Annotated in this window: 24 protein-coding genes and 1 pseudogene; 20 read left to right on the top strand and 5 right to left on the bottom strand. The window is 66.9% G+C overall.

Annotated elements, in window-relative coordinates:
- Positions 1-16: 16 nt before the first annotated feature.
- The gene (locus ACQP2D_RS15190) at positions 17-736 is read right to left on the bottom strand and encodes an HD domain-containing protein (protein ID WP_433684335.1); all 720 of its coding nucleotides are present in this window, start codon (positions 734-736) and stop codon (positions 17-19) included.
- A 139-nt stretch (positions 737-875) separates the two neighbouring features.
- Between ACQP2D_RS15190 and ACQP2D_RS15195 the strand changes: the two genes are divergently transcribed.
- A complete protein-coding gene (locus tag ACQP2D_RS15195; protein WP_433684336.1) occupies positions 876-1,739 on the top strand; it encodes a hypothetical protein in 864 nt (287 codons plus the stop codon).
- A gap of 52 nt (positions 1,740-1,791) precedes the next feature.
- Here ACQP2D_RS15195 and ACQP2D_RS15200 read toward each other — a convergent pair whose 3' ends face one another.
- From ACQP2D_RS15200 to ACQP2D_RS15210, 3 genes are read right to left on the bottom strand one after another with little or no spacing between them, the layout of a single operon-like run.
- Entirely contained in the window at positions 1,792-2,238 is a 447-nt protein-coding gene (locus tag ACQP2D_RS15200; RefSeq protein ID WP_433684337.1) for an SgcJ/EcaC family oxidoreductase, read from the bottom strand.
- 58 nt (positions 2,239-2,296) lie between these two features.
- The gene (locus ACQP2D_RS15205) at positions 2,297-2,923 is read right to left on the bottom strand and encodes an alpha-ketoglutarate-dependent dioxygenase AlkB (RefSeq protein ID WP_433684338.1); all 627 of its coding nucleotides are present in this window, start codon (positions 2,921-2,923) and stop codon (positions 2,297-2,299) included.
- Between the two features lie 54 nt (positions 2,924-2,977).
- Entirely contained in the window at positions 2,978-3,532 is a 555-nt protein-coding gene (locus ACQP2D_RS15210; protein ID WP_433684339.1) for a TetR/AcrR family transcriptional regulator, read from the bottom strand.
- Between the two features lie 105 nt (positions 3,533-3,637).
- Between ACQP2D_RS15210 and ACQP2D_RS15215 the strand changes: the two genes are divergently transcribed.
- From ACQP2D_RS15215 to ACQP2D_RS15295, 17 genes and pseudogenes are all read left to right on the top strand, one after another.
- The gene (locus ACQP2D_RS15215) at positions 3,638-4,498 is read left to right on the top strand and encodes an SAM-dependent methyltransferase (RefSeq protein ID WP_433684340.1); all 861 of its coding nucleotides are present in this window, start codon (positions 3,638-3,640) and stop codon (positions 4,496-4,498) included.
- 194 nt (positions 4,499-4,692) lie between these two features.
- On the top strand, positions 4,693-5,328 hold the full coding sequence (pyrR, locus tag ACQP2D_RS15220; RefSeq protein ID WP_433684341.1) for a bifunctional pyr operon transcriptional regulator/uracil phosphoribosyltransferase PyrR: 636 nt from the start codon (positions 4,693-4,695) through the stop codon (positions 5,326-5,328).
- A 73-nt stretch (positions 5,329-5,401) separates the two neighbouring features.
- Positions 5,402-6,358 (top strand): aspartate carbamoyltransferase catalytic subunit, encoded by a 957-nt coding sequence (locus ACQP2D_RS15225; RefSeq protein ID WP_433684342.1) that lies wholly within the window; start codon positions 5,402-5,404, stop codon positions 6,356-6,358.
- Positions 6,355-7,653, top strand: coding sequence for a dihydroorotase (locus tag ACQP2D_RS15230; protein WP_433684343.1), 1,299 nt, complete (start codon positions 6,355-6,357; stop codon positions 7,651-7,653). Before ACQP2D_RS15225 ends, ACQP2D_RS15230 begins: the two co-directional genes overlap by 4 nt.
- Positions 7,653-8,147: a transporter gene (locus tag ACQP2D_RS15235; protein WP_433684344.1), complete on the top strand. Its 495-nt coding sequence runs from the start codon at positions 7,653-7,655 to the stop codon at positions 8,145-8,147. The genes ACQP2D_RS15230 and ACQP2D_RS15235 overlap by 1 nt, the downstream gene beginning before the upstream one ends.
- Positions 8,148-8,170: 23 nt before the next feature.
- Positions 8,171-9,310, top strand: a complete 1,140-nt coding sequence (gene carA, locus ACQP2D_RS15240; protein WP_433684345.1) for a glutamine-hydrolyzing carbamoyl-phosphate synthase small subunit — start codon at positions 8,171-8,173, stop codon at positions 9,308-9,310.
- Positions 9,310-12,618 (top strand): carbamoyl-phosphate synthase large subunit, encoded by a 3,309-nt coding sequence (gene carB, locus ACQP2D_RS15245; RefSeq protein WP_433684346.1) that lies wholly within the window; start codon positions 9,310-9,312, stop codon positions 12,616-12,618. The genes carA and carB overlap by 1 nt, the downstream gene beginning before the upstream one ends.
- A 28-nt stretch (positions 12,619-12,646) precedes the next feature.
- Positions 12,647-13,471, top strand: coding sequence for an orotidine-5'-phosphate decarboxylase (pyrF, locus tag ACQP2D_RS15250; RefSeq protein WP_433684347.1), 825 nt, complete (start codon positions 12,647-12,649; stop codon positions 13,469-13,471).
- Between the two features lie 624 nt (positions 13,472-14,095).
- Complete coding sequence (mihF, locus tag ACQP2D_RS15255; RefSeq protein WP_062993489.1) at positions 14,096-14,413, top strand: integration host factor, actinobacterial type; 318 nt, start codon at positions 14,096-14,098, stop codon at positions 14,411-14,413.
- Between the two features lie 8 nt (positions 14,414-14,421).
- On the top strand, positions 14,422-15,006 hold the full coding sequence (gmk, locus tag ACQP2D_RS15260; RefSeq protein WP_433684348.1) for a guanylate kinase: 585 nt from the start codon (positions 14,422-14,424) through the stop codon (positions 15,004-15,006).
- A gap of 59 nt (positions 15,007-15,065) precedes the next feature.
- Positions 15,066-15,347, top strand: coding sequence for a DNA-directed RNA polymerase subunit omega (gene rpoZ, locus ACQP2D_RS15265; RefSeq protein WP_040692158.1), 282 nt, complete (start codon positions 15,066-15,068; stop codon positions 15,345-15,347).
- 51 nt (positions 15,348-15,398) lie between these two features.
- Entirely contained in the window at positions 15,399-16,622 is a 1,224-nt protein-coding gene (gene coaBC / locus ACQP2D_RS15270; RefSeq protein ID WP_433684349.1) for a bifunctional phosphopantothenoylcysteine decarboxylase/phosphopantothenate--cysteine ligase CoaBC, read from the top strand.
- 286 nt (positions 16,623-16,908) lie between these two features.
- A complete protein-coding gene (gene metK, locus ACQP2D_RS15275; RefSeq protein ID WP_433684350.1) occupies positions 16,909-18,123 on the top strand; it encodes a methionine adenosyltransferase in 1,215 nt (404 codons plus the stop codon).
- A gap of 162 nt (positions 18,124-18,285) precedes the next feature.
- Positions 18,286-18,696, top strand: a pseudogene (locus ACQP2D_RS15280) (primosome assembly protein PriA); the annotation flags it as partial.
- A gap of 1,014 nt (positions 18,697-19,710) precedes the next feature.
- Positions 19,711-21,522, top strand: a complete 1,812-nt coding sequence (locus ACQP2D_RS15285) for a primosomal protein N' (protein ID WP_433685662.1) — start codon at positions 19,711-19,713, stop codon at positions 21,520-21,522.
- A 73-nt stretch (positions 21,523-21,595) separates the two neighbouring features.
- Positions 21,596-22,027: an SSI family serine proteinase inhibitor gene (locus ACQP2D_RS15290; protein WP_433684351.1), complete on the top strand. Its 432-nt coding sequence runs from the start codon at positions 21,596-21,598 to the stop codon at positions 22,025-22,027.
- 594 nt (positions 22,028-22,621) lie between these two features.
- The gene (locus ACQP2D_RS15295) at positions 22,622-23,083 is read left to right on the top strand and encodes a YqeB family protein (RefSeq protein ID WP_433684352.1); all 462 of its coding nucleotides are present in this window, start codon (positions 22,622-22,624) and stop codon (positions 23,081-23,083) included.
- 321 nt (positions 23,084-23,404) lie between these two features.
- Here ACQP2D_RS15295 and ACQP2D_RS15300 read toward each other — a convergent pair whose 3' ends face one another.
- Positions 23,405-24,250, bottom strand: a complete 846-nt coding sequence (locus ACQP2D_RS15300) for an NAD(P)H-binding protein (RefSeq protein ID WP_433684353.1) — start codon at positions 24,248-24,250, stop codon at positions 23,405-23,407.
- A 74-nt stretch (positions 24,251-24,324) separates the two neighbouring features.
- Between ACQP2D_RS15300 and ACQP2D_RS15305 the strand changes: the two genes are divergently transcribed.
- On the top strand, positions 24,325-24,915 hold the full coding sequence (locus ACQP2D_RS15305) for a TetR/AcrR family transcriptional regulator (RefSeq protein ID WP_433684354.1): 591 nt from the start codon (positions 24,325-24,327) through the stop codon (positions 24,913-24,915).
- A 181-nt stretch (positions 24,916-25,096) separates the two neighbouring features.
- The gene (locus tag ACQP2D_RS15310; RefSeq protein WP_433684355.1) at positions 25,097-25,753 is read left to right on the top strand and encodes a PadR family transcriptional regulator; all 657 of its coding nucleotides are present in this window, start codon (positions 25,097-25,099) and stop codon (positions 25,751-25,753) included.
- Positions 25,754-25,802 lie beyond the last annotated feature (49 nt).

The following is a 25,802-nucleotide window of genomic DNA, read 5'->3' on the forward strand; positions in this document are numbered from 1 at the left end:
AGGTCGGTCGAAATGGTCAGCCCTGATCCCGCGCCAGGATCGCGTCGAAACGTTCGTCGGCGCTATCGAGTTGGTGCAGGATACGGCGTTTGACATGCTCGGCGAGCGGCGTGTCCTTGCGGTTGACGAGTTCGCGATAGATATCGGTGAGCGGACGGTATTTGGTGGCGAGTTTGCGCAGTGCCGGACTGTCGGCGTAGAGAATGCCGACACCGTTATCGGTGAAATCGGAGAGCTTGACGACGCGCGCCCACGGTGCGCGATCGAGATTGGCCGCGACGTGTTCCCGGTATTGCTCATGCCGATCGACAGCCGGATCCGGTTCGGGATTGGTGACGGCGGCGACGAGTTCGGCGACCCGGGCACCGAATCGCGCGGAAAGTTCGGCGAGTGCGGCATCGGTCGGCGACCCGGGACGGGCTCCGGCCAGTTCCACGGGATGATCCTCGACCGAATCGTGCAGCAGTCCGGCCGCGATGACATCCGGGTCACGCACCTCGTAATGGCTGACGATCCGAATCGCGACGCGCAATACATGGCTCAAATATGGTTCGCGGCCGTAGCGATCGTCGCGATGCAGTTCGGTGGCCAGATCCAGCGCCGCGGTGAGACGCTCGGCGTCGGATAGTTCGGCGATTTCGAAAAGGAGTCGTTCACGCAGTCCGGATTCGCCGTAGACCTCGCTGATCGTATGTAGCGGCATCACGGCCAGAACCCCCGCCCCAGGATTGCTCATAACGCCAATCTATCGGGGCGGGCCGGTCGGCGCTGTGCTCTGGAACACTGTTCATCTCGATTGCCGCGAAATAATCCGTTGCCGTCGCGCGGACGGCCGTGGTCTGCTGGAACGCACGCGAGGCGGACTGGAGGTGAATGTGGCCGCGCAATACAAACGGCCGCGCCCCGGTTCGGCCACCGACAGTATGTTGAAACTGCATCGGCGCACCATGGTGCTCGATGGGCGGATGTACACGGTGCTGAGCCTGCGCCCGGGCAGCGATTTCCGCTTCGCCACCAATCGTTTTCACGACACCTGGCATGTGCTCTCCGATTGGCGCGGCGCGCGGGTGCTCGCCCGACTGCTGTGGGGACTGGCCTATCAGCGGCGGCCGGGCACGCTCGTGGTGATCGATCCGGCGCATCTGGATCCGAATCCGTTCGACGCCGCGCCCTCGGATCCGATTGTGCTGGTGCCCTCGGATCTGACCGTATTCACCCGCGCCGCCGCCATGGGCCTGCGCAGACGGCTGCCGTTCCGCGATGGTTCGCAGGGGACCGTCCGCTGGCAGACCTTCGGCCTGGACACCGCGGTCGCGGAACTGCGGGAGTGGCGGGCGAAGGAGTCAGGGGAGCGGGACTGGAATTTCGTCGATATCCCCACCGGATGGGAACGTGTCGATCGCATCGGCGGCCTGGTGACGATCTTCGGAGCGGCCGATCAGCTGCGTTCGTGGGGGACCACGCTCGCGACGCTCGGCACCTATGCCTACTACGGCATGGATTATGAGTACCTGGATGAAGACCGCAACGGTGAGGTGCAGATCTTCCGGCACTACCGCCGGAATGTGAATATCGCACGTCAGGCCCGCGCCGAGGTGCTGGCCCGACCCGGCGGGTGCGTGCCGATGGAAGAGGAAGAGGTCCAGCGGGCGATCTGGTCGCACTCCGCGACCGTTCGTCGACGTCGTTTTCCGACTCCGGAACAACGCGCTACCGCAGAACCGCTCGCGCCGAACTGATCATGCGAAGGGGCAGTGCCGCATTTGCTGCGGCGCTGCCCCTTCGGTGCGGTTATTCCGCCTGCGGAACCAGCGTGTTCTGCCTGGCCGCGGTCCACCACCGACCGTTCTCCTTTACCAGGACGTACAACGCGATCATGGCGTGATCGATATCGATCAGCGCACCCTCGGCAGTCGTCGCACGCGCGACCTTGTGCGCGATCGCGATATCGGGCCGCAGGAAGACAATGTCGGCGACGTCGTAGCGGACGTATTGGTCCTTCAAGAATCCCGCCAGTCCCTGCCGATTCGCCTCGAGCAGCGCGTCTTTGCCGACCATGAGCGCGCCGACCGCATTGACCACCGCCGCATCGGCGGTGAAGTCGGCGGTCATCAATTCGGCGTCATTGGTGTTGTACGCGGTCTGGACATTGGCGATGATCCGCTCGATCGCGGCGATATCGTCGGCGTGGTCGACCGTGGAGTCCTCGACCACCGGCTGAATTGTCTTCGCACTCATGCAGATCAGCTTCTGATCTCAACTATGGTTGAGGTCAATAGATCGTTTGCGGCGTCACTCAGCGGACGCCGCGCGGCCGGAATTGAATACTGATCCGAGGGCCGGTCGGCTTGCGCGTCTTCGGGACCGCATGCTCCCAGGTGCGCTGGCACGAGCCGCCCATCACCAGCAGATCGCCGTGGCCGACCTGGTATCGAATGCTCGCGCCGCCCCCGCGCGGTCGCAGCAGCAGCGCTCGCGGCGCACCGATCGAAACGATCGCCACCATGGTGTCGTCGGACGCCCCGCGTCCGAAGGTATCGCCATGCCAAGCCACGCTGTCGCGCCCGTCGCGGTAATAGCACAGCCCGGCGGTGCGGAACGGCTCGCCGAGTTCGTCGCGGTAGTGCGCACTCAATGCCGCCCGCGCCTCGTCCAGCGACGGGTCCGGCAGCGTCGCATCCTCCTCGTAGAAGTGGAGCAGCCGCGGCACATCCACTACCCGGTCGTACATCGGCCGCCGCTCCGCCTGCCATGGCACCCCGACTACCAGCCGCTCGAACAGCACATCCGCCCCCGACAACCACCCGGGCAGCACATCGACCCATGCCCCATGGCTCAATGCCGTCCGTCGAATACCCGTCAGGCCTCCGACCTCGATCTCACCGAATCCGTCGAGCAGCGATCCTTGCAGCGGTGTCGACATGCCGCCGAATCTACGCCAGCTCGAACATATGTGCTAGCGAAAACGGTCATCGATTCAGTTCTTGGTGAGGATGTCCTTGGCGATATCGATGGCGGCGGCGTAGCACTCGTCATCGGTGAGCGGGAGATCGCCCATCATGGCGGTGCTCCAGCTGATGGCGAGGAGGGCTTCGCGGGCCCGGAAGACGGCGAGGGGCGGATGGTCGGGACCGGCCATGAGGTCGGCGAGGACGCGGAATTGGTAGCGCATGCTGGAACCGAAATCGAGCTGGCGGAAGGCGGGCTGGTTTTCGTGCCAGAAGCGCACCATCGGGCGACCGATGCCATGGAGTAGGGCGCCGTAGCGGGTGAGGATTTCGCCGGCTCGATCCGGGCCGGATGGTGTGCTCTCGGCCCAGGTCACGATGTCATCGATGCCCCGGCGCAGGTCGTCGGAGAGGCTGACGACGATGTCCTCCTTGGTGCGGAAGTGGTAGTAGAGCGCGGCCTTGGTGAGGCCGAGGCGGTCGGCGATCTCGCGCAGGGAGGTCTTGTCGTAGCCGCGCTCGGAGAACAACTCCATTGCGACCGAACGAATTCGCTCACGCGTATCGCTGCGACGTCCGTCCATGACGTCCTTCCTGTTTTTGCTTGACGACCGGCTAGTAGAAGCCTAGCGTCCTCGCTGTACCCGGATTACTAGCCGGGCGGCAAGTTAACTAATGTGGAGGCAGCAATGACCGAAACGCATCCGACGGTACCGATGGCGGGTGTGGCGTTGACCGCGATCGGAGTCGCGGTGATCCGAGCCGAGGAATCCGCGCGGCCGGACCGGCTGTACGACGATCCGTTCGCGCGGCTGTTCGTGGATGCCGCGCGCCGCGCCTACGACGACGTCGACGGGGGCCCTGAGCGCTGGGCGCGGCTCGAAGAGGTCGCGGAGATGTTCTTCGAGGGCCGCACGGTCGGTGTCCGGCTCGTCGATGACCGGGTCGCCGAGGCGATCGAACAGGGGATACGCCAAATCGTGCTGATCGGCGCGGGTCTGGACACCAGAGCATTTCGGATGCCGCTGCCCGCCGACGTGCGAGTGTTCGAGATCGATCTGCCAGAGCTTTTCGCATTCAAGGAGCCGGTCCTCGCTGCGGCGCAGGCGGTACCGCGCTGCGAACGCGTCGTGCTGGCTACCGATTTGCGCGAGGACTGGGCAAAGTTGCTCGGCGAGTACGGGTTTCGGCCGGAGCTGCCGACGCACTGGGTGGATGAGGGCGTCCTCGGCTATCTGACCCACGAATACGCGCTGCATGTGGTCACCACACTGACGGAATTATCCGCTCCGGGAAGCCGTTTCGGCGTCAGCCGCTTCGCCGTCGACGAAAATGCCCGACCCTATGCCGAACTCAAACGGCTGGTCCGTGGCGATGAGGGGGCGGGCCGGTCGCGCACCGGCCTCGGGGCCGATGCCAGAACCTGGCTGGATGAACACGGCTGGCGCACCGAATTCCACAGCTGGGACGATATGGTCGCAGCCTTCGACCGGCCCGTGGCGTTGCACGATCCGGAGATCGGAGTCGTTGTCGCGGTACGTGAGCCTTAAGGGCGTCGATTGCGCCGCGCTGCCCCGAAAGCCCTGAGCATCCGAAACGTGCGGGCGACCCGGCGCACTGGGCTCGGGTGGCCCCGCTCACAGCGGGATATGCCTGGTTAAAGCAGTGCAATCGGCGCTGCTAGGCTGCTTGCCGTAAGACATCCTTTAACGGACCGTCCGGTGAGGCGGGGAAGGAGGTCGGCATGGCCGTGCCCGAGGAACGGGCCGCCAAGTCCGGCGCTGCCGAAACGTCGCAGCGACACACCCTGGAGTGGGTGAGCGCGGGACGTGAGCTGTTGTCTCCCTCCGACGTCGGCCGGACCATCGCGCGCATCGCGCATCAGATCATCGAGAAGACCGCCCTGGATTCGGGCGAGCCGGAGGCACCGCGCGTGGTGCTGATCGGCATTCCCACCCGCGGCACCACGCTCGCCGCGCGGCTCACCGACAAGATCGAGGAATTCTCCGGTGTGCGCCCGGCACTCGGCTCGCTCGACATCACTCTGTATCGCGATGATCTGCGCAGCCGCCCGCACCGCCCGCTGGAGCGGACCTCGGTGCCCGATGGCGGTATCGAAGACGCACTGGTCGTGCTGGTCGATGACGTGCTTTTCTCCGGCCGCACCGTCCGCTCCGCCCTCGACGGCCTGCGCGATCTCGGCCGCCCCCGCGCCGTCCAACTCGCGGTGCTCATCGACCGCGGCCATCGCGAACTCCCCATCCGCGCGGATTTCGTCGGCAAGAACGTGCCGACCTCCCGCAGCGAGGACATCTCTGTACTGCTCACCGAACACGACGGCCGCGACGGCGTCTACTTGCATCAGGAGGAAGCGCAGTGAACCGGCTCGCCGGATCCGACCCCGGCCTCGACCAGCGCATTCGCGGTGGTCGCGTGGTACGGGAGGTGGCGGCGTGAAGCATCTGCTGACGGTGACCGACCTGAGCCGCGCCACCGCCACGGAACTGCTCGACGAGGCCGAACGCTTCGAGCAGGCGCTGCTCGGTCGCGAGGTGAAGAAGCTGCCGACCCTGCGCGGGCGCACGGTGATGACGGTCTTCTATGAGAACTCGACGCGCACCCGGGTGTCCTTCGAGGTCGCGGGCAAGTGGATGAGCGCCGACGTAATCAATGTCAGCGCCAGCAGCTCATCGGTGTCCAAGGGCGAATCGCTGCGCGACACCGCGCTCACCCTGCACGCCGCCGGTGCCGATGCGCTGATCGTTCGGCATCCGGCATCCGGTGCCGCACACCAGATCGCGCGGTGGATGGATGCCTGGGCGTCGGCCGAGGGCCGCTCCGGTCCGGCGATCATCAACGCGGGTGACGGCACCCATCAGCACCCGACCCAGGCATTGCTCGACGCGCTGACCCTGCGGCAGCGTCTCGGCGATATCGAGGGCAAGCGCGTCGTCATCGTCGGCGATATTCTGCACAGCCGGGTCGCGCGCTCGAATGTCTTCCTGCTCAACACCCTCGGCGCCGAGGTGGTACTGGTCGCGCCGCGCACGCTGCTGCCGGTCGGCGCGGAAACGTGGCCGGCGCGGATATCACACAGCCTGGACGCCGAATTGCCCGGTGCGGACGCGGTGCTCATGCTGCGGGTGCAGCAGGAGCGGATGAACGGCGGATTCTTCCCGTCGACCCGCGAATACTCGGTCAACTACGGGCTGTCCGAGCGCAGGCTCGCGATGCTGGACGCGGGCGCGGTGGTGCTGCATCCCGGCCCGATGCTGCGCGGTATGGAAATCGCCTCGCCCGTGGCGGATTCATCGCAGGCGGCGATCCTGCAACAGGTGACGAACGGAGTGCATATGCGGATGGCCGTACTGTTCCGGCTGCTGGTCGGTACCCAGGAGGCTGCCGCATGAGTCTGCTGCTCGAGGGTGTTCGGCCCTATGGTGAGGGCGAGCCGGTCGACGTACTCGTGCGCGACGGCGTGATCGCCGCCATCGGCGCCGATCTCGACACCAGCGAGGACACCGAGGTCATCGACGCGCGGGGCCAGATCCTGCTGCCCGGGTTCGTCGATCTGCACACCCATTTGCGCGAGCCGGGCCGCGAGGACACCGAGACCATCGAAACCGGTTCCGCCGCAGCGGCACTCGGCGGGTACACCGCGGTCTTCGCCATGGCCAATACCAATCCGGTCGCCGATTCGGTGGTCGTCACCGATCACGTGTGGCGGCGCGGCCAAGAGATCGGCTTGGTCGATGTGTATCCGGTGGGTGCGGTCACCGTCGGCCTCGAGGGTAAGCAACTCGCCGAAATGGGCACCATGGCCGCCGGAGTCGGCGCGGTGCGCATGTTCTCCGATGACGGCCACTGCGTCTATGACCCGCTCATCATGCGCCGCGCCCTGGAGTACTCGAACTCCCTCGGCGTATTGATCGCCCAGCATGCCGAGGAGCCACGCCTGACCAAGGGCGCTGTCGCACACGAGGGTCCGACCGCGGCCCGCCTCGGCCTGGCCGGTTGGCCGCGCGCCGCGGAGGAGTCGATCGTCGCGCGCGACGCCTTGCTGGCCCGCGATGCCGGTGCCCGCGTGCACATCTGTCACGCCTCCACCGCCGGCACCGTCGAACTGGTGAAATGGGCCAAGGCGCAGGGTATTTCGATTACCGCCGAGGTCACCCCGCACCATCTGCTGCTCGACGATTCGCGCCTGGAGACCTACGACGCGGTCAATAAGGTGAACCCGCCGCTGCGCGAGGTCTCCGATACCGTCGCGCTACGGCAGGCACTGGCCGAGGGCATCGTCGACTGCGTCGCCACCGACCACGCCCCGCATGCCGAACAGGACAAGTGCTGCGAATTCGCCGTCGCCCGCCCCGGCATGCTCGGCCTGGAGACCGCGCTGTCGATCATCGTGCAGACCATGGTCGAACCCGGGCTGCTCGACTGGCGCGGCGTCGCCCGGGTGATGAGCGAGCGTCCGGCCGAGATCGTCGGACTCGACGAACACGGCCGTCCGATCGAGGTCGGTGAACCGGCCAACCTCACGCTGGTCGATCCGGATGCGACCTGGACCGTGCGGGCCGCCGAACTCGCCAGCATTTCGAACAACACGCCGTTCGAAGATATGACGTTCCCGGCTCGGGTGACAACGACGTTGCTGCGAGGCCGGGTAACCGCCCGTGAGGGCAAGGCGGTGGGAGGTCCGTAGTGGAAAGAACGCTGTGGGTGGTCGGGCTGCTCGTACTGTTCGCCCTGTGCATCTGGCTGATGTATCGCGGCTGGCAGAACCGCGCCGCGCGCCAGGCGGCACGCATCGGCGAACTGCCGCATGTGCCTGGTGATCTCGGCGCCCAGGTGCTGGAGCCGACCACCGGGCTGTATCTCGGCAGCACCATCGCGCCCAGCTGGCAGGACCGGATCACGGTGGGCGACTTGGGTTTCCGGGCCACGGCGGAACTCACGCGGTTCGAACGGGGGATTCTGCTCGAGCGCGACGGTGCCACGGTGCTCTGGATTCCGCAGGAATCCATTACGGCCGTGCGGACCGAACGCGGACATGCGGGCAAAGTGATGACGGAAGATGGAGTGCTGGTAATTCGCTGGAAGCTGCCGACCGGAACCGAGATAGATACCGGTTTCCGAGGTGACGACAAGACGGTGTACCCGGCGTGGGCCAGGGCGATGACGGGAGACGACGAATGAATGCAGGATCGCGGAGCGATTCGATGGGGGGCGGTGGCCGGGCGGCGGGCGGGCCGCAAGACGCAGCTTTGGTGCTCGAGGACGGCCGGGTTTTCCGCGGCACGGCCTTCGGCGCGGTTGGCGAAACACTCGGTGAGGCGGTGTTCTGCACCGCGATGACCGGGTACCAGGAGACCCTCACCGACCCCAGCTACCACCGCCAGATCGTGGTGGCCGCGGCCCCGCAGATCGGCAATACCGGCTGGAACGACGAGGACGACGAATCCGGCAAGATCTGGGTCGCCGGATACGCGGTCCGCGACGCCTCGCGGGTCGCGTCGAACTGGCGCTCCACCGGCACCCTGCAGGACCAGCTGGACCGCCAGCACGTCGTCGGCATCGCGGGCATCGACACCCGCGCGATCGTGCGCCACCTGCGCACCCGCGGTTCGATGAAGGCGGGCATCTTCTCCGGCGCGGCGCTGGCCGACGCCGATGAATTGCTGGCCCGCGTCAATGGCCAGCCCTCGATGCTCGGCGCCGACCTGGCCGAAGAGGTCAGTACCGACGCCCTGTACACGATCGAACCGACCGGCGACCGGCGCTTCACCGTGGTCGCGGTCGATCTCGGCATCAAGACAAACACACCGCGCATGTTCGCCCAGCGCGGTATGCGGGTGCACGTGGTGCCCTCGACCGTCACCCTGGATCAGATCCGGGAACTGAAGCCGGACGGTGTCTTCCTGTCCAACGGTCCCGGCGACCCGGCCACCCAGGATGGTGCGGTCGCGATTACCCAGGGGGTGCTGGAGCAGGGCCTACCGCTGTTCGGCATCTGCTTCGGCAACCAGATCCTCGGCCGCGCCCTCGGCCGCAAGACCTACAAGATGAAGTTCGGTCACCGCGGCATCAATATCCCGGTCGTCGAGCACGAGACCGGGCGGATCTCGATCACCGCGCAGAACCACGGCTTCGCGCTGGAAGGTGAGCAGGGCGAGCAGTTCGACACCCCGTTCGGCAAGGCCGAGGTCAGCCACATCTGCGCCAATGACGGCACTGTCGAGGGCGTCCGCCTGGTGAACGGCCGCGCGTTCTCGGTGCAGTACCACCCGGAGGCCGCCGCCGGACCCCATGACGCCGCCTATCTCTTCGACCGTTTCGCCGGTCTCATGGAAGGAGCCTGATGCCTCGCCGCGAGGATCTGAAGCACATCCTGGTGATCGGCTCTGGCCCGATCGTCATCGGCCAGGCCTGCGAATTCGACTACTCCGGCACCCAGGCGTGCCGGGTGCTGCGTGCCGAGGGCCTGCGGGTATCGCTGGTGAACTCGAACCCGGCGACCATCATGACCGACCCGGAATTCGCCGATTCCACCTATGTGGAGCCGATTACCCCGGAGTTCGTCGAGAAGGTCATCGAAAAGGAGCGCCCCGACGCCATTCTCGCCACCCTGGGCGGGCAGACGGCGCTGAACACGGCCGTCGCCCTGCACGAACGCGGTGTGCTGCAGAAGTACAACGTCGAGCTGATCGGCGCCGACTTCGAGGCCATCCAGCGCGGTGAGGACCGGCAGAAGTTCAAGGACATCGTCGCCAAGGTCGGCGGCGAGAGCGCGCGCTCCCGGGTCTGCCACACCATGGAAGAGGTCCGCGACACCGTTGCGGAACTGGGCTTTCCGGTGGTCGTGCGGCCGTCGTTCACGATGGGCGGCCTCGGCTCGGGCATGGCCTACAACCATGAGGACCTCGATCGCATCGCGGGCGGCGGTCTGGCCGCCTCGCCCACCGCGAATGTGCTCATCGAGGAATCCATCCTGGGCTGGAAGGAATACGAACTCGAGCTGATGCGCGACGGCCGCGACAATGTCGTGGTGGTCTGCTCGATCGAGAATGTGGACCCGATGGGCGTGCACACCGGTGACTCGGTCACCGTCGCCCCGGCCATGACCCTCACCGACCGCGAATACCAGCGGCTGCGCGACCTCGGTATCGACATTCTGCGCGAGGTCGGCGTCGACACCGGCGGCTGCAATATCCAGTTCGCGGTGAACCCGGCCGACGGGCGCCTGATCGTCATCGAGATGAACCCGCGCGTCTCGCGCTCGTCCGCATTGGCTTCCAAGGCAACGGGTTTCCCGATCGCCAAGATCGCGGCCAAGCTGGCCATCGGCTACACCCTGGACGAGATCGTCAACGACATCACCAAGGAAACCCCGGCCTGTTTCGAGCCGACCCTGGACTATGTGGTCGTCAAGGCGCCGCGGTTCGCGTTCGAGAAGTTTCCGGGTGCCGACGCCACGCTGACCACCACCATGAAGTCGGTCGGCGAGGCCATGTCGCTGGGCCGCAACTTCGCCGAGGCGCTCGGTAAGGTGCTGCGCTCGCTGGAGACCAAGGCCGCGGGCTTCTGGACCCAGGACGACGGCAAGTGGACCGATACCGAGGCCGTCCTGGAAGATCTGCGCACCCCGACCGAGGGCCGCATCTACCAGGTCGAGCGGGCGCTGCGGCTGGGTGCCGGCATCGAGGACGTCGCCAAGGCCTCCGGCATCGACCCCTGGTTCGTCGCCGAAGTGGCCGGGCTCGTCGAACTGCGCCGGGAGGTCATCGACGCACCCGTGCTGGACGAAGCGCTGCTGCGCCGCGCCAAGCACTACGGCCTCTCCGATCGCCAGATCGCCGCGCTGCGACCGGAATTGGCGGGCGAGACCGGAGTGCGCGCACTACGGCACCGGCTCGATATCCGTCCGGTCTTCAAGACCGTCGACACCTGCGCCGCCGAATTCGAGGCCAAGACGCCCTACCACTACTCGACCTACGAACTCGACCCCGCCGCCGAGTCCGAGGTCGCGCCGCAGCGCGAGCGCGAGAAGGTGATCATCCTCGGTTCGGGCCCGAACCGGATCGGTCAGGGCATCGAGTTCGACTACTCCTGTGTCCACGCGGCGCAGACGCTGTCGCAGGCCGGGTACGAGACGGTGATGGTCAACTGCAATCCGGAGACCGTCTCCACCGACTACGACACCGCGGACCGGCTCTACTTCGAGCCGCTGACCTTCGAGGATGTGCTCGAGGTCTACCACGCCGAAACCGAGTCGGGCACCGTCGCCGGCGTGATCGTGCAGCTCGGCGGGCAGACCCCGCTCGGGCTGGCGCAGCGCCTCACCGACGCCGGTGTACCGGTGGTCGGCACCAGTGCCGCCGCCATCGATCTGGCCGAGGACCGAGGCGAATTCGGTGATGTGCTGGTCGCCGCGGGTCTGCCCGCGCCGAAATACGGCACCGCGACCACCTTCGCGCAGGCCAAGAAGATCGCCGCGGGCATCGGCTACCCGGTGCTGGTGCGCCCGTCCTACGTGCTCGGCGGGCGTGGCATGGAGATCGTCTACGACGAGGCCTCGCTGGAGGGCTACATCTCCAGGGCCACCGAACTCAGCCCGGAACATCCGGTGCTGGTCGACCGCTTCCTCGAAGATGCCATCGAGATCGATGTCGACGCGCTCTGCGACGGTGACGAGGTCTACCTCGGCGGTGTGATGGAGCACATCGAAGAGGCGGGCATCCACTCCGGCGACTCCGCCTGCGCGCTGCCGCCGATCACCCTGGGCCGCAGCGATATCGAGGCGGTGCGCCGCTCCACCATCGCACTCGCCAAGGGCATCGGGGTCAAGGGCCTGCTCAATGTGCAGTACGCGCTCAAGGACGACGTGCTCTACGTGCTCGAGGCGAATCCGCGGGCGAGCCGGACGGTCCCGTTCGTATCCAAGGCCACGGCGGTGCCGCTGGCCAAGGCGGCCGCGCGGATCACCATGGGCGCCACCATCGCCGAACTCCGCAAGGAGGGCATGCTGCCCGCCGAGGGCGACGGCGGCCACGTGCCGCTCGACGCTCCGGTCGCGGTGAAGGAAGCGGTCCTGCCGTTCCACCGGTTCCGTAAGGCCGACGGCAGCGGCGTGGATTCGCTGCTCTCGCCCGAAATGAAGTCCACCGGTGAGGTCATGGGCATCGACGCCGATTTCGGCACCGCCTTCGCCAAGAGCCAGGCCGCGGCCTACGGTTCGCTGCCGACCGAGGGCACCGTCTTCGTCTCGATCGCCAACCGGGACAAGCGTGCGATGGTGTTCCCGGTCAAGCGCCTCAACGACCTCGGCTTCCGGATCCTGGCCACCGAGGGCACCGCGGAAATGCTGCGCCGCAACGGAATTCCCTGCGAGCAGGTGCGCAAGCACTCCGAGCACGGTCCGGCCGACCAGCCGACCATCGTCGAGCAGATCCGCGACGGTGAGGTCGACATGGTGTTCAACACCCCCTACGGCAACTCCGGGCCGCGTGTGGACGGCTACGAGATCCGCACCGCGGCGGTGGGCGTGAACATTCCGTGCATCACCACGGTGCAGGGTGCGGCGGCCGCGGTGCAGGGCATCGAGGCGAGCATCAACGGCGGCATCGGGGTGCGTTCGCTGCAGGAACTGCATTCGGTGCTGCGTGGCTGAGGCGGCGACGGACGAGGGAGGTGCGGCGATGAAGACATTCGGTGCCCGATTGCAGCACGCCATGCGGCATTTCGGGCCACTGTGTGTCGGCATCGACCCGCATCCCGGCCTGCTCGAATCCTGGGGCCTCACCGACGATGTCGACGGTGTCGAGAAATTCGCCGAGATCTGCGTCGAGGCCTTCGACGGTGAGGTCGCGCTGATCAAACCGCAGGTCGCCTTTTTCGAGGTCTACGGTTCCGGTGGCATCGCGGTGCTGGAGCGCACCATCGAGGTGCTGCGCGCCTCGGGCACCCTGGTGCTGGCTGATGCCAAACGCGGCGATATCGGCTCCACCATGGCGGCCTACGCGCGCACCTGGCTCGCCGACGGCCCGCTCGGATCGGATGCGGTGACGGTCTCGCCATATCTCGGATTCGGTTCCCTCGCGCCGGCTTTGACGCAGGCGCAGGCGAACGGCCGCGGTGTCTTCGTACTCGCCGCCACCTCGAACCCCGAGGGCGCGCAGGTGCAACGGGCGCTGGCGGCTGACGGTCGCACAGTGGCGCAGACGATGGTCGACGCGGCGGCGCAGTGCAATGCTGGTCAGGAGTTCGGTTCGGTCGGCATTGTGCTCGGGGCCACACTCACCGAGGGGCCGGATCTCGCGGCGCTCAACGGTCCGATCCTGATGCCGGGCATCGGCGCGCAGGGCGGCGGCCCGGAAACCGTGCGTGAGCTGGTCTCGGATCAGCAGTTGCACGCGGTTGTGCCGAATGTCTCGCGCGAGGTGCTGCGCCACGGCCCGTCCGTATCGGCACTGCGTGCCAAGGTGAGCGCATTGCAGGAGGAGTTCGCCTTCCTGCGGCGATAACGCGGCGATGATCACGGTGGACCGGCGCTTCGGCGTCGGTCCATTCTGCGTTTCCGGGGTGGGAGGGTCGGTTGAGCGGGGATGACGTGTCATATCGAACAGCTGTGCGCCCCGCTGCGCTATTTTTCCCGCCATCCGGCACACCGATGGCCGATCCGGCGTCCTGATCGATCACGGGCCACGCTGGCACGGCACAGAGTGCCGCTCACGCTCGCCCTGCCACTCTTCGGGCGATCGCCGGTAGGGCCGGAAGACTCGAAATCGATCGATTCACGCGTCCGACACGCGCAAGAACAACGCGACACGCGGAAAAATCCGAGAAACTTCCAGGTCGGACGAGCGACCGGTTGCTGGCGTGGTGCGCGTTGTCGGCGCAACCGCTCCGCTAACCCGCTGAAAGTATGAAAAACCCCTGCTCGAGGGGTATTTCGAGCTTTCGGCGGTAGGATCACCGCAGCGATCGACGCGCAGCGCGCATCCCGCCGGGCCCACCCCTACGATATCGGCGAATCATGCGCTGACCTGGGGGGTGGGTTCGCAATCGGGGAACGTCGTGGGTACGGTCGCTGGGACTGCTGGGTTACCGGCAGGAGTTGATGCAATGAACGATGAGACGGAGGAACCGTGGCCCTTCCCCAGCTGACTGACGAGCAGCGCGCCGCTGCTTTGGAGAAGGCGGCTGCCGCTCGCCGTGCTCGGGCGGAGCTCAAGGAGCGCCTGAAGCGTGGCGGCACCGACCTGAAGCAGGTCCTCACCGACGCCGAAACCGACGAGATCCTCGGCAAGATGAAGGTGTCGGCTCTGCTGGAGGCCCTGCCCAAGGTGGGCAAGGTCAAGGCGGCGGAGATCATGAGCGAGCTGGAGATCGCCCCCACCCGGCGGCTGCGCGGACTGGGTGATCGGCAGCGCAAGGCGCTGCTCGCCCGATTCGACTTCGCCTGACCACCAAGGTGGTCGAAAACACGCGGAAGGGTCGACTGGTTGTACTGGTCGGCCCCTCGGCCGTGGGTAAGTCGACCGTGGTCCGTTGCGTCCGCGAGCGACTTCCCCAACTGGTCTTCAGCGTGTCGGCGACAACCCGGGCCCCCCGGCCCGGGGAGGTCGACGGCCGCGACTACCGGTTCGTGTCCCGGCAGGAGTTCGACGCCATGATCGCGGCGGGTGAACTTCTCGAGTGGGCCGAAATTCATGGGGGACTGCAGCGCTCCGGCACTCCGGCCGAACCGGTGCGTACCGCAATGGCCGCCGGTCTGCCGGTGCTCGTCGAGGTGGACCTCGAGGGCGCGCGATCGGTGCGCACGGCCATCCCGGAGGCGCTGCTGGTCTTCCTCGCCCCGCCCAGTTGGGACGAATTGGTATCCCGGCTGACCTCGCGCGGTACCGAATCGCCCGAGGTGATCGCACGCAGGTTGGAAACCGCCAGGACCGAATTGGCGGCCTGTGACGAGTTCGACATCGTCATAGTGAACGACGAGGTGACCAGCGCCTGTGAGCAGTTGGTATCGTTGTTCGTTAGCACAAATTCGAGTTCGTGACAGGCACACGCTCGAAATAACCCAGCCCGAAGAACCGATCCCCGCAGGAGCCCACACAAGTGAGCAGTACGGACATCAAGCCCGCGCCCGCATACGACACTCCGGTCGGCCTCACCAACCCGCCGATCGACGAGTTGCTGGAGCGTACCTCGTCCAAGTACGCGCTGGTGATCTACGCGGCCAAGCGGGCCCGCCAGATCAATGACTACTACAACCAGCTCGGCGACGGCATTCTCGAATACGTCGGTCCGCTGGTCGAGCCGGGTCTGCAGGAAAAGCCGCTCTCGGTCGCGATGCGGGAAATCCACTCCGACCTGCTCGAGCACTCCGAAGGCGAATAGCAGGCTCGTCGAACTCCCCGCTCCGGCGGGGATCAGCCCACCGGAGGGGTAGTGACCACACGGATCGTCGTCGGCGTCGGCGGCGGAATCGCCGCTTATAAGGCTTGCTCGATCGTGCGCCGGTTCACCGAAACCGGGCACCAGGTGCGGGTGATCCCCACCGAGTCGGCGCTGCAGTTCGTCGGCAAGGCAACTTTCGAGGCACTGTCCGGGAACCCGGTGCACACCGATGTCTTCACCGATGTACCCGAGGTGCCGCATGTGCGGTTGGGCCAGGAGGCGGACCTGGTGGTCATCGCCCCGGCGACCGCCGATCTGATGGCGCGCGCCGCACACGGCCGCGCCGACGATCTACTCACCGCCACGCTTTTGACGGCCCGATGTCCGGTGTTGTTCGCGCCCGCGATGCATACCGAGATGTGGGAGCATCCGGCCACCGTCGCCAATGTCGCGGCGCTGCGCTCGCACGGTGCGATCGTCATGGAACCCGCGTCGGGCCGGTTGACCGGTACCGATACGGGTCCCGGCCGGTTGCCCGAGCCCGAGGAGATCTTCGGGCTGGCGACGCTGCTGCTGGAACGGGCCGACGCCATCCCGCGTGATCTGGTGGGCCGCCGCGTGGTCATCACCGCGGGCGGAACCAGAGAACCGCTGGATCCGGTGCGTTTCCTGGGCAATCGCAGTTCCGGCAAGCAGGGCTACGCGTTGGCGCGGGTCGCTGCGCAGCGCGGTGCCCACGTGACGTTGATCGCGGGCAATACGATCGAGATGGCCGCACCCGCCGCCGTCGACCTGGTGCACATCACCACCGCCGAACAGCTCAAAACCGCCGTCGAGAAGCATGCGCTCGGTGCGGACGCGGTGATCATGGCGGCTGCCGTCGCCGACTTCCGGCCGACCACGGTGGCCGCGGCCAAGATCAAAAAGGGCGCACACGAGCCCGACGTGATCCCGCTGACCAAGACCGACGATATTCTCGCCGGGCTGGTCCAGTCCCGACGCGACGGTCAACTGCCCGGCACCGCGATCGTCGGCTTCGCCGCCGAGACCGGTGACGAGCACGGCGATGTGCTCACGCACGCGCGCGCCAAACTAGCGCGCAAGGGCTGTGACCTGCTGGTCGTCAACGCGGTCGGCGAGGGCAAGGCGTTCGAGGTCGATACCAACGACGGCTGGCTACTCGGTGCCGACGGCACCGAACAGGCGCTCGATCACGGGTCGAAGGCCTTGCTCGCCAGTCGGGTGCTGGACGCGCTCAATCCGCTGCTGCGCTGAGATCCATTGCGGCGCTTGCGGCGACGCGGACGGAGTACCTTCGGTGGAAGCGCCGCCGATGCATGGCTAGGCTGGTGGTCGACCGCAACCCGGACTGGTCGATGTGTTGGAGGCTGGAGCCCCGGCCCGACACGTTGACGGAATCAATAGTCTGAGACAGTTGCCTGTCGTCTGCTCCATCGCGTCGGTGGTTTGGAATAGTCTGAGATGAAGAGTTGTGCGGTGTGCGCATCGCGTTACCGTCGCAATTCGATACGAGTAACCCGTTGAGGGAGAGGGAAGAACTGTGCCCACGTCTGGCAGCCGCCTTTTCACCAGTGAGTCCGTGACCGAAGGTCATCCGGACAAGATCTGTGACGCCATCAGCGATTCCATCCTCGACGCACTGCTCGCGGCAGACCCGCGAAGCCGGGTCGCGGTGGAAACACTCGTCACCACCGGTCAGGTTCATGTCGCGGGTGAGGTCACCACTTCGGCCTATGCGGATATTCCCAAAATTGTCCGCGAAAAGGTCCTGGAAATCGGATATGACTCATCCGCAAAAGGCTTCGACGGTAATTCCTGCGGTGTGAATATCGCGATCGGCGCGCAGTCGCCGGATATCGCGCAGGGCGTCGACACCTCGCACGAGGCGCGTACCGCAGGAACCCATGACGAGATCGAGCGGCAGGGCGCTGGTGACCAGGGCCTGATGTTCGGCTACGCCAACACCGACACCCCCGAGCTGATGCCGCTGCCGATCGCGCTCGCGCACCGGCTCTCGCGTCGGCTGACCGAGGTTCGCAAGTCCGGTGTGCTGCCGTACCTGCGTCCCGACGGCAAGACCCAGGTCACCATCGAATACGACGGCGACCGCCCGGTCCGCCTGGATACGGTCGTGATCTCCACTCAGCACGCCGCCGATATCGACCTGGACAACCTGCTGGCACCCGATATCCGCGAGAAGGTCGTCGACGCGGTGCTCGCCGATCTCGACCTGCCCGCGCCGTTGGATGTCTCCAATATTCGCCTGCTGGTGAACCCCACTGGCAAGTTCGTACTCGGTGGCCCGATGGGTGATGCGGGTCTGACCGGCCGCAAGATCATCGTCGACACCTACGGCGGCATGGCCCGCCACGGTGGCGGTGCGTTCTCCGGTAAGGATCCGTCGAAGGTGGACCGCTCGGCCGCCTACGCCATGCGCTGGGTCGCCAAGAATGTCGTCGCGGCCGGACTCTCCGACCGGGTCGAGGTGCAGGTCGCCTACGCCATCGGTAAAGCCGCACCGGTCGGTCTGTTCGTCGAGACCTTCGGCACCGAGAAGATCGACCCGGCGCGCATTGCCACGGCCATCACCGAGGTCTTCGACCTGCGGCCCGGTGCGATCATCCGCGATCTGGACCTGCTGCGGCCGATCTATGCGCCGACTGCCGCGTACGGCCACTTCGGCCGCACCGACATCGACCTGCCCTGGGAGCACACCGACCGCGCGGACAAGCTGCGCGCGGCTGTAGGACTGTAGGAGTGGCCGACATGGATACGCCGACCTGCCCTGGGGGGCTCCGCCTGATGCGCGTGGGCGGACTGCGCGCGGCCGTGGGCCGGTAGGCACATCGGGGTCCGCGTGCGCGAACCCACAGCGGACCCCTCCGCCATGGCTTCCGCCGACGCCGGTGCCGCAGTCATGGCGACGCACGATTCGACAGCAGCGGGACATCCGATCGCACGGGTGCTCCCGCTGTTGTCGCCTGCGCACCTGGACCGCGACTTCGACTACCTGGTGCCCCCCGAGCTGGACAAACTCGCCCAACCCGGCGTTCGAGTCCGCGTCCGCTTCGCCGGCCGCCTCGTCGACGGCTACATCCTGGCCCGTCTGTCGCACAGCGACCACACCGGGAAAATGGTCAAACTCGAACGCGTGGTCTCCGCCGAACGCGTCCTGACCCCGGAAATCCTTCGGCTGGCTACCTCCGTGGCCGCCCGTTACGCGGGCACCCGCGCGGACGTCCTGCGCCTCGCCATCCCACCCCGCCATGCGCGCACCGAGACCGGTGCCCCGAAGAAGTCAGCCGAATCCAAAGAGCCGCAGCAGGATTCGACCAAGCCTCCGCGCCGAGCCCCCAAATCCGCCACCTTGCGCGCGCCGTTCGACAGCGAACTCGCCGGCGAGCCCGCAGCGGAACCGACGGCGTCCATCCCCGATGCGTCATCCGCCGCTGCCCGACGCGACGCTTCGTTGGATGGCGCCCCACAACGGGCGCCCGCCAGTTCAGGATCACCACAGGCGGCAGGGGCCCACTCCGCTGCTGGAATAGACGCGCCAGCCGCGGACACTGATTCACTCGATACGACGCTGGCGGCCGACGGCGGAGGTGCATCAGCGGATGCGATCGAATCCGCTACGGCGGTGAATGCGGTAGCGGCGCTGACTGATTCGCCGGATACACCAGCGAGCGGCTCAGCACCGGGGGTGTCAGGGACCGAATCCTGCATGAGGGGGGAGGCCGCAGAGGCGGTCGCTGATTCATTCGAAGCGCGGCCAGCGGGTGACGCAGTGGGCGCGTCGGCGGATGTGAGCGAGCCCGTCACGCAGGCGAATGCGGCAGCAGCGCTGGCTGATTCGCCGGATGCGCCGACACTCGGGGCTGCCGAAGTTGTGAGAGTAGATGCTGCAGCGGTGGTTGCTGATTCACTCGATGCACCGCAGGCCCTTGGTGCAGGAGGCGCACCGAATGTGAGCGAGTCCGCTGCGTCGGTGAATGCGGGAGCGGTGTCGGCTGGTTCGCTGGATGCGCAGGCGAGCGGACCAGCACAGGGGACCGATTCCGGCGTGGGGGTAGATGCTGCAGCGGCGGTCGCTGATTCAGTCGAGGGGCGGTCGGCGGCTGATGCAGGAGGCGCGTCGGCGGATGTGAGCGAGTCCGCTGCGTCGGTGAATGCGGGAGCGGCGCTTGCTGATTCGTCGGATGTCCCGGTGGTGGCCGGCCCAGCTTCCACGGCAGCGGGGACGGAAGCGGCTCACTCCACTGCAGAGGTAGATGTCGCAGCTGTGGTCGCGGAATCGTTCGATGCGCCGCCGGCGGCTGATGCTGTAGGTGCGTCGGCGGAGGTGAGCGAGTCCGCCACGCCGGTGAATGCGGAAGTGGCGGTGACCGATTCGCCGTATGCGCCGGGCGCGGGTGGGGGGAAGGCGTCCAGCGCGCGTCATTCGTCCAGCGCAGCGGCTGGCATCAATATGGGGGGCCGTGCGGAACCGGTTGTGAAGGGTGCTGGTGATCGCGGCGAGTTGGGGGGACGGTCCGGAGCTGTCGCGGTGAATCTGGATGCGTGGGAGCGGTATGTCCACGGGCGGGCGTTTGTCAGTGCGCTCGGGCAGGGGAAGGGCGTGCGGGCGGGGTGGCAGGCGGTGCCGGGGGAGGATTGGGCACGGCGGTTGGCGGAGTTGGCGGCGGTGGTAGCGGGGCGCGGGCGCAGTGCGATTCTGATGGTGCCGGATCAGCGGGATCTGGATCGGGTGTTGGCGGAATGTGTTCGGCTGGTGGGGGATTCGGCGGTCGGATTGGCGGCGGGGTTGGGGCCGGCGGCGCGGTATCGGCGGTGGCTGGCGGCATTGCGGGGGACCGCGCGGGTGATCGTCGGGACGCGGAGTGCGGTATTCGCGCCCGCTCATGATCTGGGGTTGATCGCGATCTGGGATGACGGCGACGACACCTATGCCGAGCCGCGCGCGCCGTATCCGCATGCGCGGGAGGTCGCGATGTTGCGGGCGCATGAGACCGGGGCGGCATTCGTTGCGGGGGGATTTGCGCGAACGGCGGAGATCCAGGCCGTGGTCGATTCGGGGTGGGCGCACGATCTGATCGCCGATCGTGCCGTGGTGCGCAAGCTTTCGCCGCGGATCAGTGCACCGGGTGACTCCGATATCGCGATGGAACGCGATCCCGTCGCGCGGGCGGTTCGCATTCCCGCGGTGGGCTATGCCGCCGCACGATCGGCCCTCGAGGAGGGGGCGGCGGTGCTGGTGCAGGTGCCGCGGCGCGGGTACATTCCGGCGCTCGCCTGCGCGAAATGCCGTACGCCCGCTCGATGTCGGCACTGCAACGGCCCGCTTGCGCTGCCGGATGGGCGAGCCGGGCATCGCGGTGAGACCGCGCACAGTCCGGCATGCCGGTGGTGCGGTATCACCGAGGCCGCATTCCGTTGTCCCGCCTGCGCTTCCAGGGCGCTGCGCGCGGTGGTGATCGGCGCGGCGCGCACCGCTGAGGAACTCGGTCGCGCCTTTCCCGGCGTGCCGATTCGCGGATCCAGCGGCGGCGCGATCCTCGATACGGTGGCACCCGGCCCGCAAGTGATCGTCGCGACCGTCGGCGCCGAACCGGTACTGCCCGGCGGCTACGGTGTCGCGCTGCTCCTCGACGGCTGGGCATTGCTCAGCCGCGCGGACCTGCGCGCCGCCGAGGACACGCTGCGCCGGTGGATGTCGGCGGCGACCCTGGTCCGCAACCACGGCCAGGTCATTGTGATGGCCGAACCCTCGCTGCCCACGGTGCAGGCATTCCTGCGCTGGGATCCGGTCGGCCATGCTCGCGCCGAGGTAGCGGGCCGCGCCGAGGTCGGCTTCCCACCCGCCGTCCGCATGGCAGCCATCGACGGCACTTCCGACGCCATCGCCGAATTGCTCTCCGCCGCAAAGCTTGCGGACAATGTCGACCGCCTCGGCCCGGTGCCACTCCCACCCGGCGCCCGCAAACCGTTCGACAGCGGCGATTCTTCTGCCGAAGTCGAGCGCATGCTCCTGCGCGTCGACCGCACCTCCGGCGCTGCTCTCGCCCGCGCCTTGACCGCCGCCCAAGCCATCCGCAGCACCCATCGCTCCGACGCCCCCCTCCGCGTCCAAATCGACCCGGTCGATATCGGCTGATACTCGGCCCACCATCCGCCGTGCGAATCATCGCCGACGTGCCGACTTGTGCCGACCGACCGTGGAGTCGTGCGTGCTGTGGTTGAGTGGGCCGATGATGACCAACTCGGTTCGTACCATCGCCACCATCTGCCTCGCGGTCGCCGCTACCGTGTTGTCGGCGGCACCGGCAGGCGCGGATCCGGAGCAGTCCGAGCTATCGCTGAGCGTCAGCAAGGGTGATGCGCAGAGTTCTGGTGCGGAGCAGGTCACGCTGACGTGCGATCCGGCGGCCGGCAGCCACCCCGCGGCCAGCGAGGCGTGCGCAGCGCTGACCGTCGCCGGTGGCGCCTTCGACAAACTCGCGGGCTCTCCCGGCGTCCGCTGCCCGAAGATCTACACCCCGGTCACCGCGACTGCCGCCGGTACCTGGCACGGCCGAAACTTCCAGTGGCAGAAGACCTTCGGCAACACCTGCGAACTACATGCCGCCACCACCCCCCTCTTCGACTTCTTCACCAGCTGACCCCGCGCCCGTGGCACGCCACGTTCCCACACGCCATTCCCCATATCCGCCGTGCTCACGCATATCCAATGGTTGCCGCGCATAGGGCGCACCCTGTGCGTCGCAGTTGAACCGTGTGCGGGAGCCGTTGTGGGGCCGCAGCTGATCGGTCTTGGGATGGCCCGTGCCCGTCCGCTGCGGCGGACCAGTGTTCGCGCTCGCGGCGTCCAATGGTTGCCGCGCATAGGGCGCACCCTGTGTGCCGCGGCTGAACCGTTGCGAGAGCTGTTGCGGTACCGCCCGCCGACCTCCTCCGCCAGAAGGAGTGTTGCGATCGGCGTCAACCGGGATTCGTGGTCTGCGTGGTGGATTCGGGTGTGACCAGTGGACTATCTGCTCGACGCGCGTGGTTTGCCGGTTCGGCTGGGGCGATACTGCTGGCATCGGCGATCGGTTGCTCGCAGCATGGCGCACCCTAAGCTGGTCGCGCCGTCCGCCGCGCACCAGTGTTGGTGCTCGCGCATATCCAGCGCATGCCGCGCACAGGGTTGGGGCTTGTGCGTCGCGGTTGAACCGCGTGTGGGAGCCGTCGTCGGGCCTCTGCCCGGCCTTCGCTTGGCAAGGGCCACCACATCCGCACCCACCGCCCTGCGTTTCTCCACCGTCTGGCTCTGGCTGTTCGGCATCGGCGGCCTCGCACTCGGCTGCGGCATCGGTTTCGCCATACCGTCGGTGGGGCAGTGGCTGGTGGATACCGTGCACGAGATTCCCGGCCCGCTGCGCATCGCCATGACGGTGCCGCGCGTCTGGCTCGTTCCCGCCACCACGGTCATCGGCCTGATCGCCAAACTCGCCCTGTTCGACACCGCGCGCAACGAGTGTTCGGCGCTCACCGTCTCCGACGACCATGTCGAACTCGCCCAGAACGGACGTGAGCAGTACGCCATCCGCGCCGGTGTCGCGGCGGTATTCCGCGAGGACGCAGTCTTGGTCCTCACCGACCGAAACCGCCTGCGGCTGGCCCGATTCCGCGCCGCCGATCTGAGTGCCCGCGACATCGAGACCGCCTTTCGGTAGCACGGATTTCCGTGGGTGGACGAGAACGATCCCTACGGCTCGGAATTCCCGCGTTGGACCGACGGGCGACCCGAAACCGGCGAGGCCATCGATGCGCTGATGCGGGCCAGGCGGCGCGCGGTGGCCGATAAGGAGCCGCTCATGGTGGAGGAACTGGACGAAAGCTGCTGGCGCTCGGTGTCGACGTCCGAGATCGTAAGGGTGAGTAGCAGATTCGAATCGTCAGCCTTCCGAACTGACCCGATCGGCGATCGGGGACAGCACCACGTGGTGTGGTCCCCGATCGCCCCGCCGGGCCGTGTCGACCGCCGCCGATGCCGATCAGGCGAAGAGCGCGCGATTGCGCTGGACCCAGTCGGCATACGAGGTCGCCGGTCGCCCGATGACCCGCTCCACATCCGAACCGACTTGCTGCTCGCCGGGTGTCGGCGCGCCGATGATGTCCAGCGTGCCATCGGCAATGTCGGCGGGCATGAACCGCAGCATTCCCGCCCTCGCCTGCTCGCGAGTCAACTCGACGAACCGCAACGAAGTATCCAGGGCGGCCGCAACGATGCCCGCTTGCTCACGTGGACTGATCGCTGCGGGCCCGGTCAGCTCGTAGGTAAGGCCCGCGTGTCCTTCTGTGCGAAGCACATGCGCCGCGACCTCGGCGATATCGGCGGGGTCGATCGCGGGCAACGCCACATCCGCGAACGGTGCGGCGATCACCCCTTCGGTCCGGATCGACTCGATCCACGCATAGGTATTGGAGAAGAATCCGGTGGGCCGCAGAATCGTCCAGTTCAGGTCGGATTGCCGCAGGGCCGATTCGAACGCATGCAGTCGCGCGTGTGAGGCGAGTGCGGGCCGGGTACCGGTCGCCTGGGACGACAGCAGTACCAGCTTCTTGATTCCGCCCGCCACGGCGACCTCGACGAATCGCGCCGGATCGGGTCCGGTCACCAGCTGGGGTCCGGTCAGCAGCAGGAAGAGGGCGTCGGCGTTTTCGACCGCGGGGGAGAGGCTCTCGGGATCGGCGAGGTCGGCTCGCCGATGTTGGACGCCGTCCGGCAGAACGATGTCCTGATTGCCGCGGGATACGGCCGTCACTTGCTCGCCTGCGGCGACGAGCTGCTGCACGAGGGTGCGTCCGATATTGCCGGTCGCTCCGGTCACTACGATCACGTTCACTCCTGAGTTAGTTGGCTGACTTAAATGAACGTAGCCGATGAGTCGTCGGCTTGTCTATAGTTAGTTGTATGACTAACTCAGTCGAAGGTCGGCGTATGACGCCCAAGGCGGGCAAGCGGGAACGTCTCGCCGCCGCGGCCGCCCAGGTGTTCCATGAGCAGGGCGTCGAGAAGACGACGATCGCCGATATCGCGCGGGTCGCCGAGGTGCCGGTCGGCAATGTGTACTACTACTTCAAGACGAAGGATCAGCTGGTCGCGGCCGCACTCGGTGCGCACGAGCAGACCTTGCAGGAGCTGATCGCCGCCCTCGAACACTTCGACGCACCGCAGGAGCGGTTGCGGGCGCTGGTGCGCGGTTGGGTCGACCAGCGCGACATGGCCGTGCAATTCGGCTGCCCCACGGGCGCCTTGGCCTCGGAGCTGGGCAAACGTGGCGACGGGCTGGAGCGGGCGTCGGCGGCGAATATTCGCACCTTGCTCGACTGGATCGAGCAGCAGTTCACGGCTATGGGGCGCACGGATGCGGGCGAACTCGCCATTGCGCTGTTCGCGGCCTATCAGGGGATCTCGTTGCTCGCCAATACCTTCCGCGATCCCGAGCTCATGGTGACCGAAGGTCGCCGGTTGGAGCGCTGGATCGATTCGCTCGCGCCATAACGGTTTCCATCACGTCGCCGAACTGGCCGACATCGCTGCACGGGCCGCACATCGACCCTTGTGCGGCCCGTGTGCACCATGGTGACTGGTCGGTTCGTGTCGCCCATCACTCTTGCGCGCGATGCATTGCCGATATATCGTCGATAATGTGAGATACATACAGGAGCCCAAGGAGGCTGACATGGAAAACATCGAATACGGAGAATTCAGAGGTCGTGGCCGCTGGCGGAAGCCGGGCCGCGACGAGGGTGACGCGGGTCGTCGGCAGCATCGCCGCGGCGGGCGGCACGGTTTCGGACCCGAGTTCGGGCCGGGCTTCGGCCCTGGTTTCGGCCCCGGCTTCGGTCCGGGTTTCGGACGTGGACGCGGTCGCGGCGGCCGGGGCAGGCGCGGTGACGTGCGTGCGGCGGTGCTGTTGCTGCTCACCGAACGTCCGATGCACGGCTACGAACTGATCCAGCAGATCAGGGAGCGCAGCGACGATGTCTGGCGCCCGAGTCCGGGATCCATCTACCCCGCGCTCGCACAGCTCGAGGATGAGGGTTTGGTGCTCATCGAGAAGGTCGCCGGTCGCAAGACCGCGAAGCTCACCGACGCGGGCGAGACCTATGTCGCCGAGAATCGCGACGAGCTCGGCGATCCCTGGGCGGATGTCAAGGAAGACGTCGGCACTCAGGCTATGGATCTGCGTGCGCTCATCGGACAGCTGATGGGTGCGGCCGCTCAGGTCGCGGCGGCGGGTACGCCGCAGCAGGCGACCCGGGCTGCGGAGGTGCTGACCGAGGCACGCAAATCGCTATACCGCATTCTCGCCGAGGATGACGCCCCCGAAAAGTAAGGGCAGTGTGAAACATCGCCCGGGCGTGCACTTTTCGAGTCGATCGGGT

The sequence above is a fragment of the Nocardia sp. CA-119907 genome (assembly GCF_050955995.1).
Taxonomy (GTDB): Bacteria; Actinomycetota; Actinomycetes; order Mycobacteriales; family Mycobacteriaceae; genus Nocardia.

Coding starts and splice junctions, on each gene's coding strand:
- ACQP2D_RS15190 (WP_433684335.1), bottom strand. CDS start 736: ATGAGCAATCCTGGGGCGGGGGTTCTGGCCGTGATGCCGCTACATACG.
- ACQP2D_RS15200 (WP_433684337.1), bottom strand. CDS start 2,238: ATGAGTGCGAAGACAATTCAGCCGGTGGTCGAGGACTCCACGGTCGAC.
- ACQP2D_RS15205 (WP_433684338.1), bottom strand. CDS start 2,923: ATGTCGACACCGCTGCAAGGATCGCTGCTCGACGGATTCGGTGAGATC.
- ACQP2D_RS15210 (WP_433684339.1), bottom strand. CDS start 3,532: ATGGACGGACGTCGCAGCGATACGCGTGAGCGAATTCGTTCGGTCGCA.
- ACQP2D_RS15215 (WP_433684340.1), top strand. CDS start 3,638: ATGACCGAAACGCATCCGACGGTACCGATGGCGGGTGTGGCGTTGACC.
- pyrR (WP_433684341.1), top strand. CDS start 4,693: ATGGCCGTGCCCGAGGAACGGGCCGCCAAGTCCGGCGCTGCCGAAACG.
- ACQP2D_RS15230 (WP_433684343.1), top strand. CDS start 6,355: ATGAGTCTGCTGCTCGAGGGTGTTCGGCCCTATGGTGAGGGCGAGCCG.
- carA (WP_433684345.1), top strand. CDS start 8,171: ATGGGGGGCGGTGGCCGGGCGGCGGGCGGGCCGCAAGACGCAGCTTTG.
- carB (WP_433684346.1), top strand. CDS start 9,310: ATGCCTCGCCGCGAGGATCTGAAGCACATCCTGGTGATCGGCTCTGGC.
- pyrF (WP_433684347.1), top strand. CDS start 12,647: ATGAAGACATTCGGTGCCCGATTGCAGCACGCCATGCGGCATTTCGGG.
- ACQP2D_RS15305 (WP_433684354.1), top strand. CDS start 24,325: ATGACTAACTCAGTCGAAGGTCGGCGTATGACGCCCAAGGCGGGCAAG.
- ACQP2D_RS15310 (WP_433684355.1), top strand. CDS start 25,097: ATGGAAAACATCGAATACGGAGAATTCAGAGGTCGTGGCCGCTGGCGG.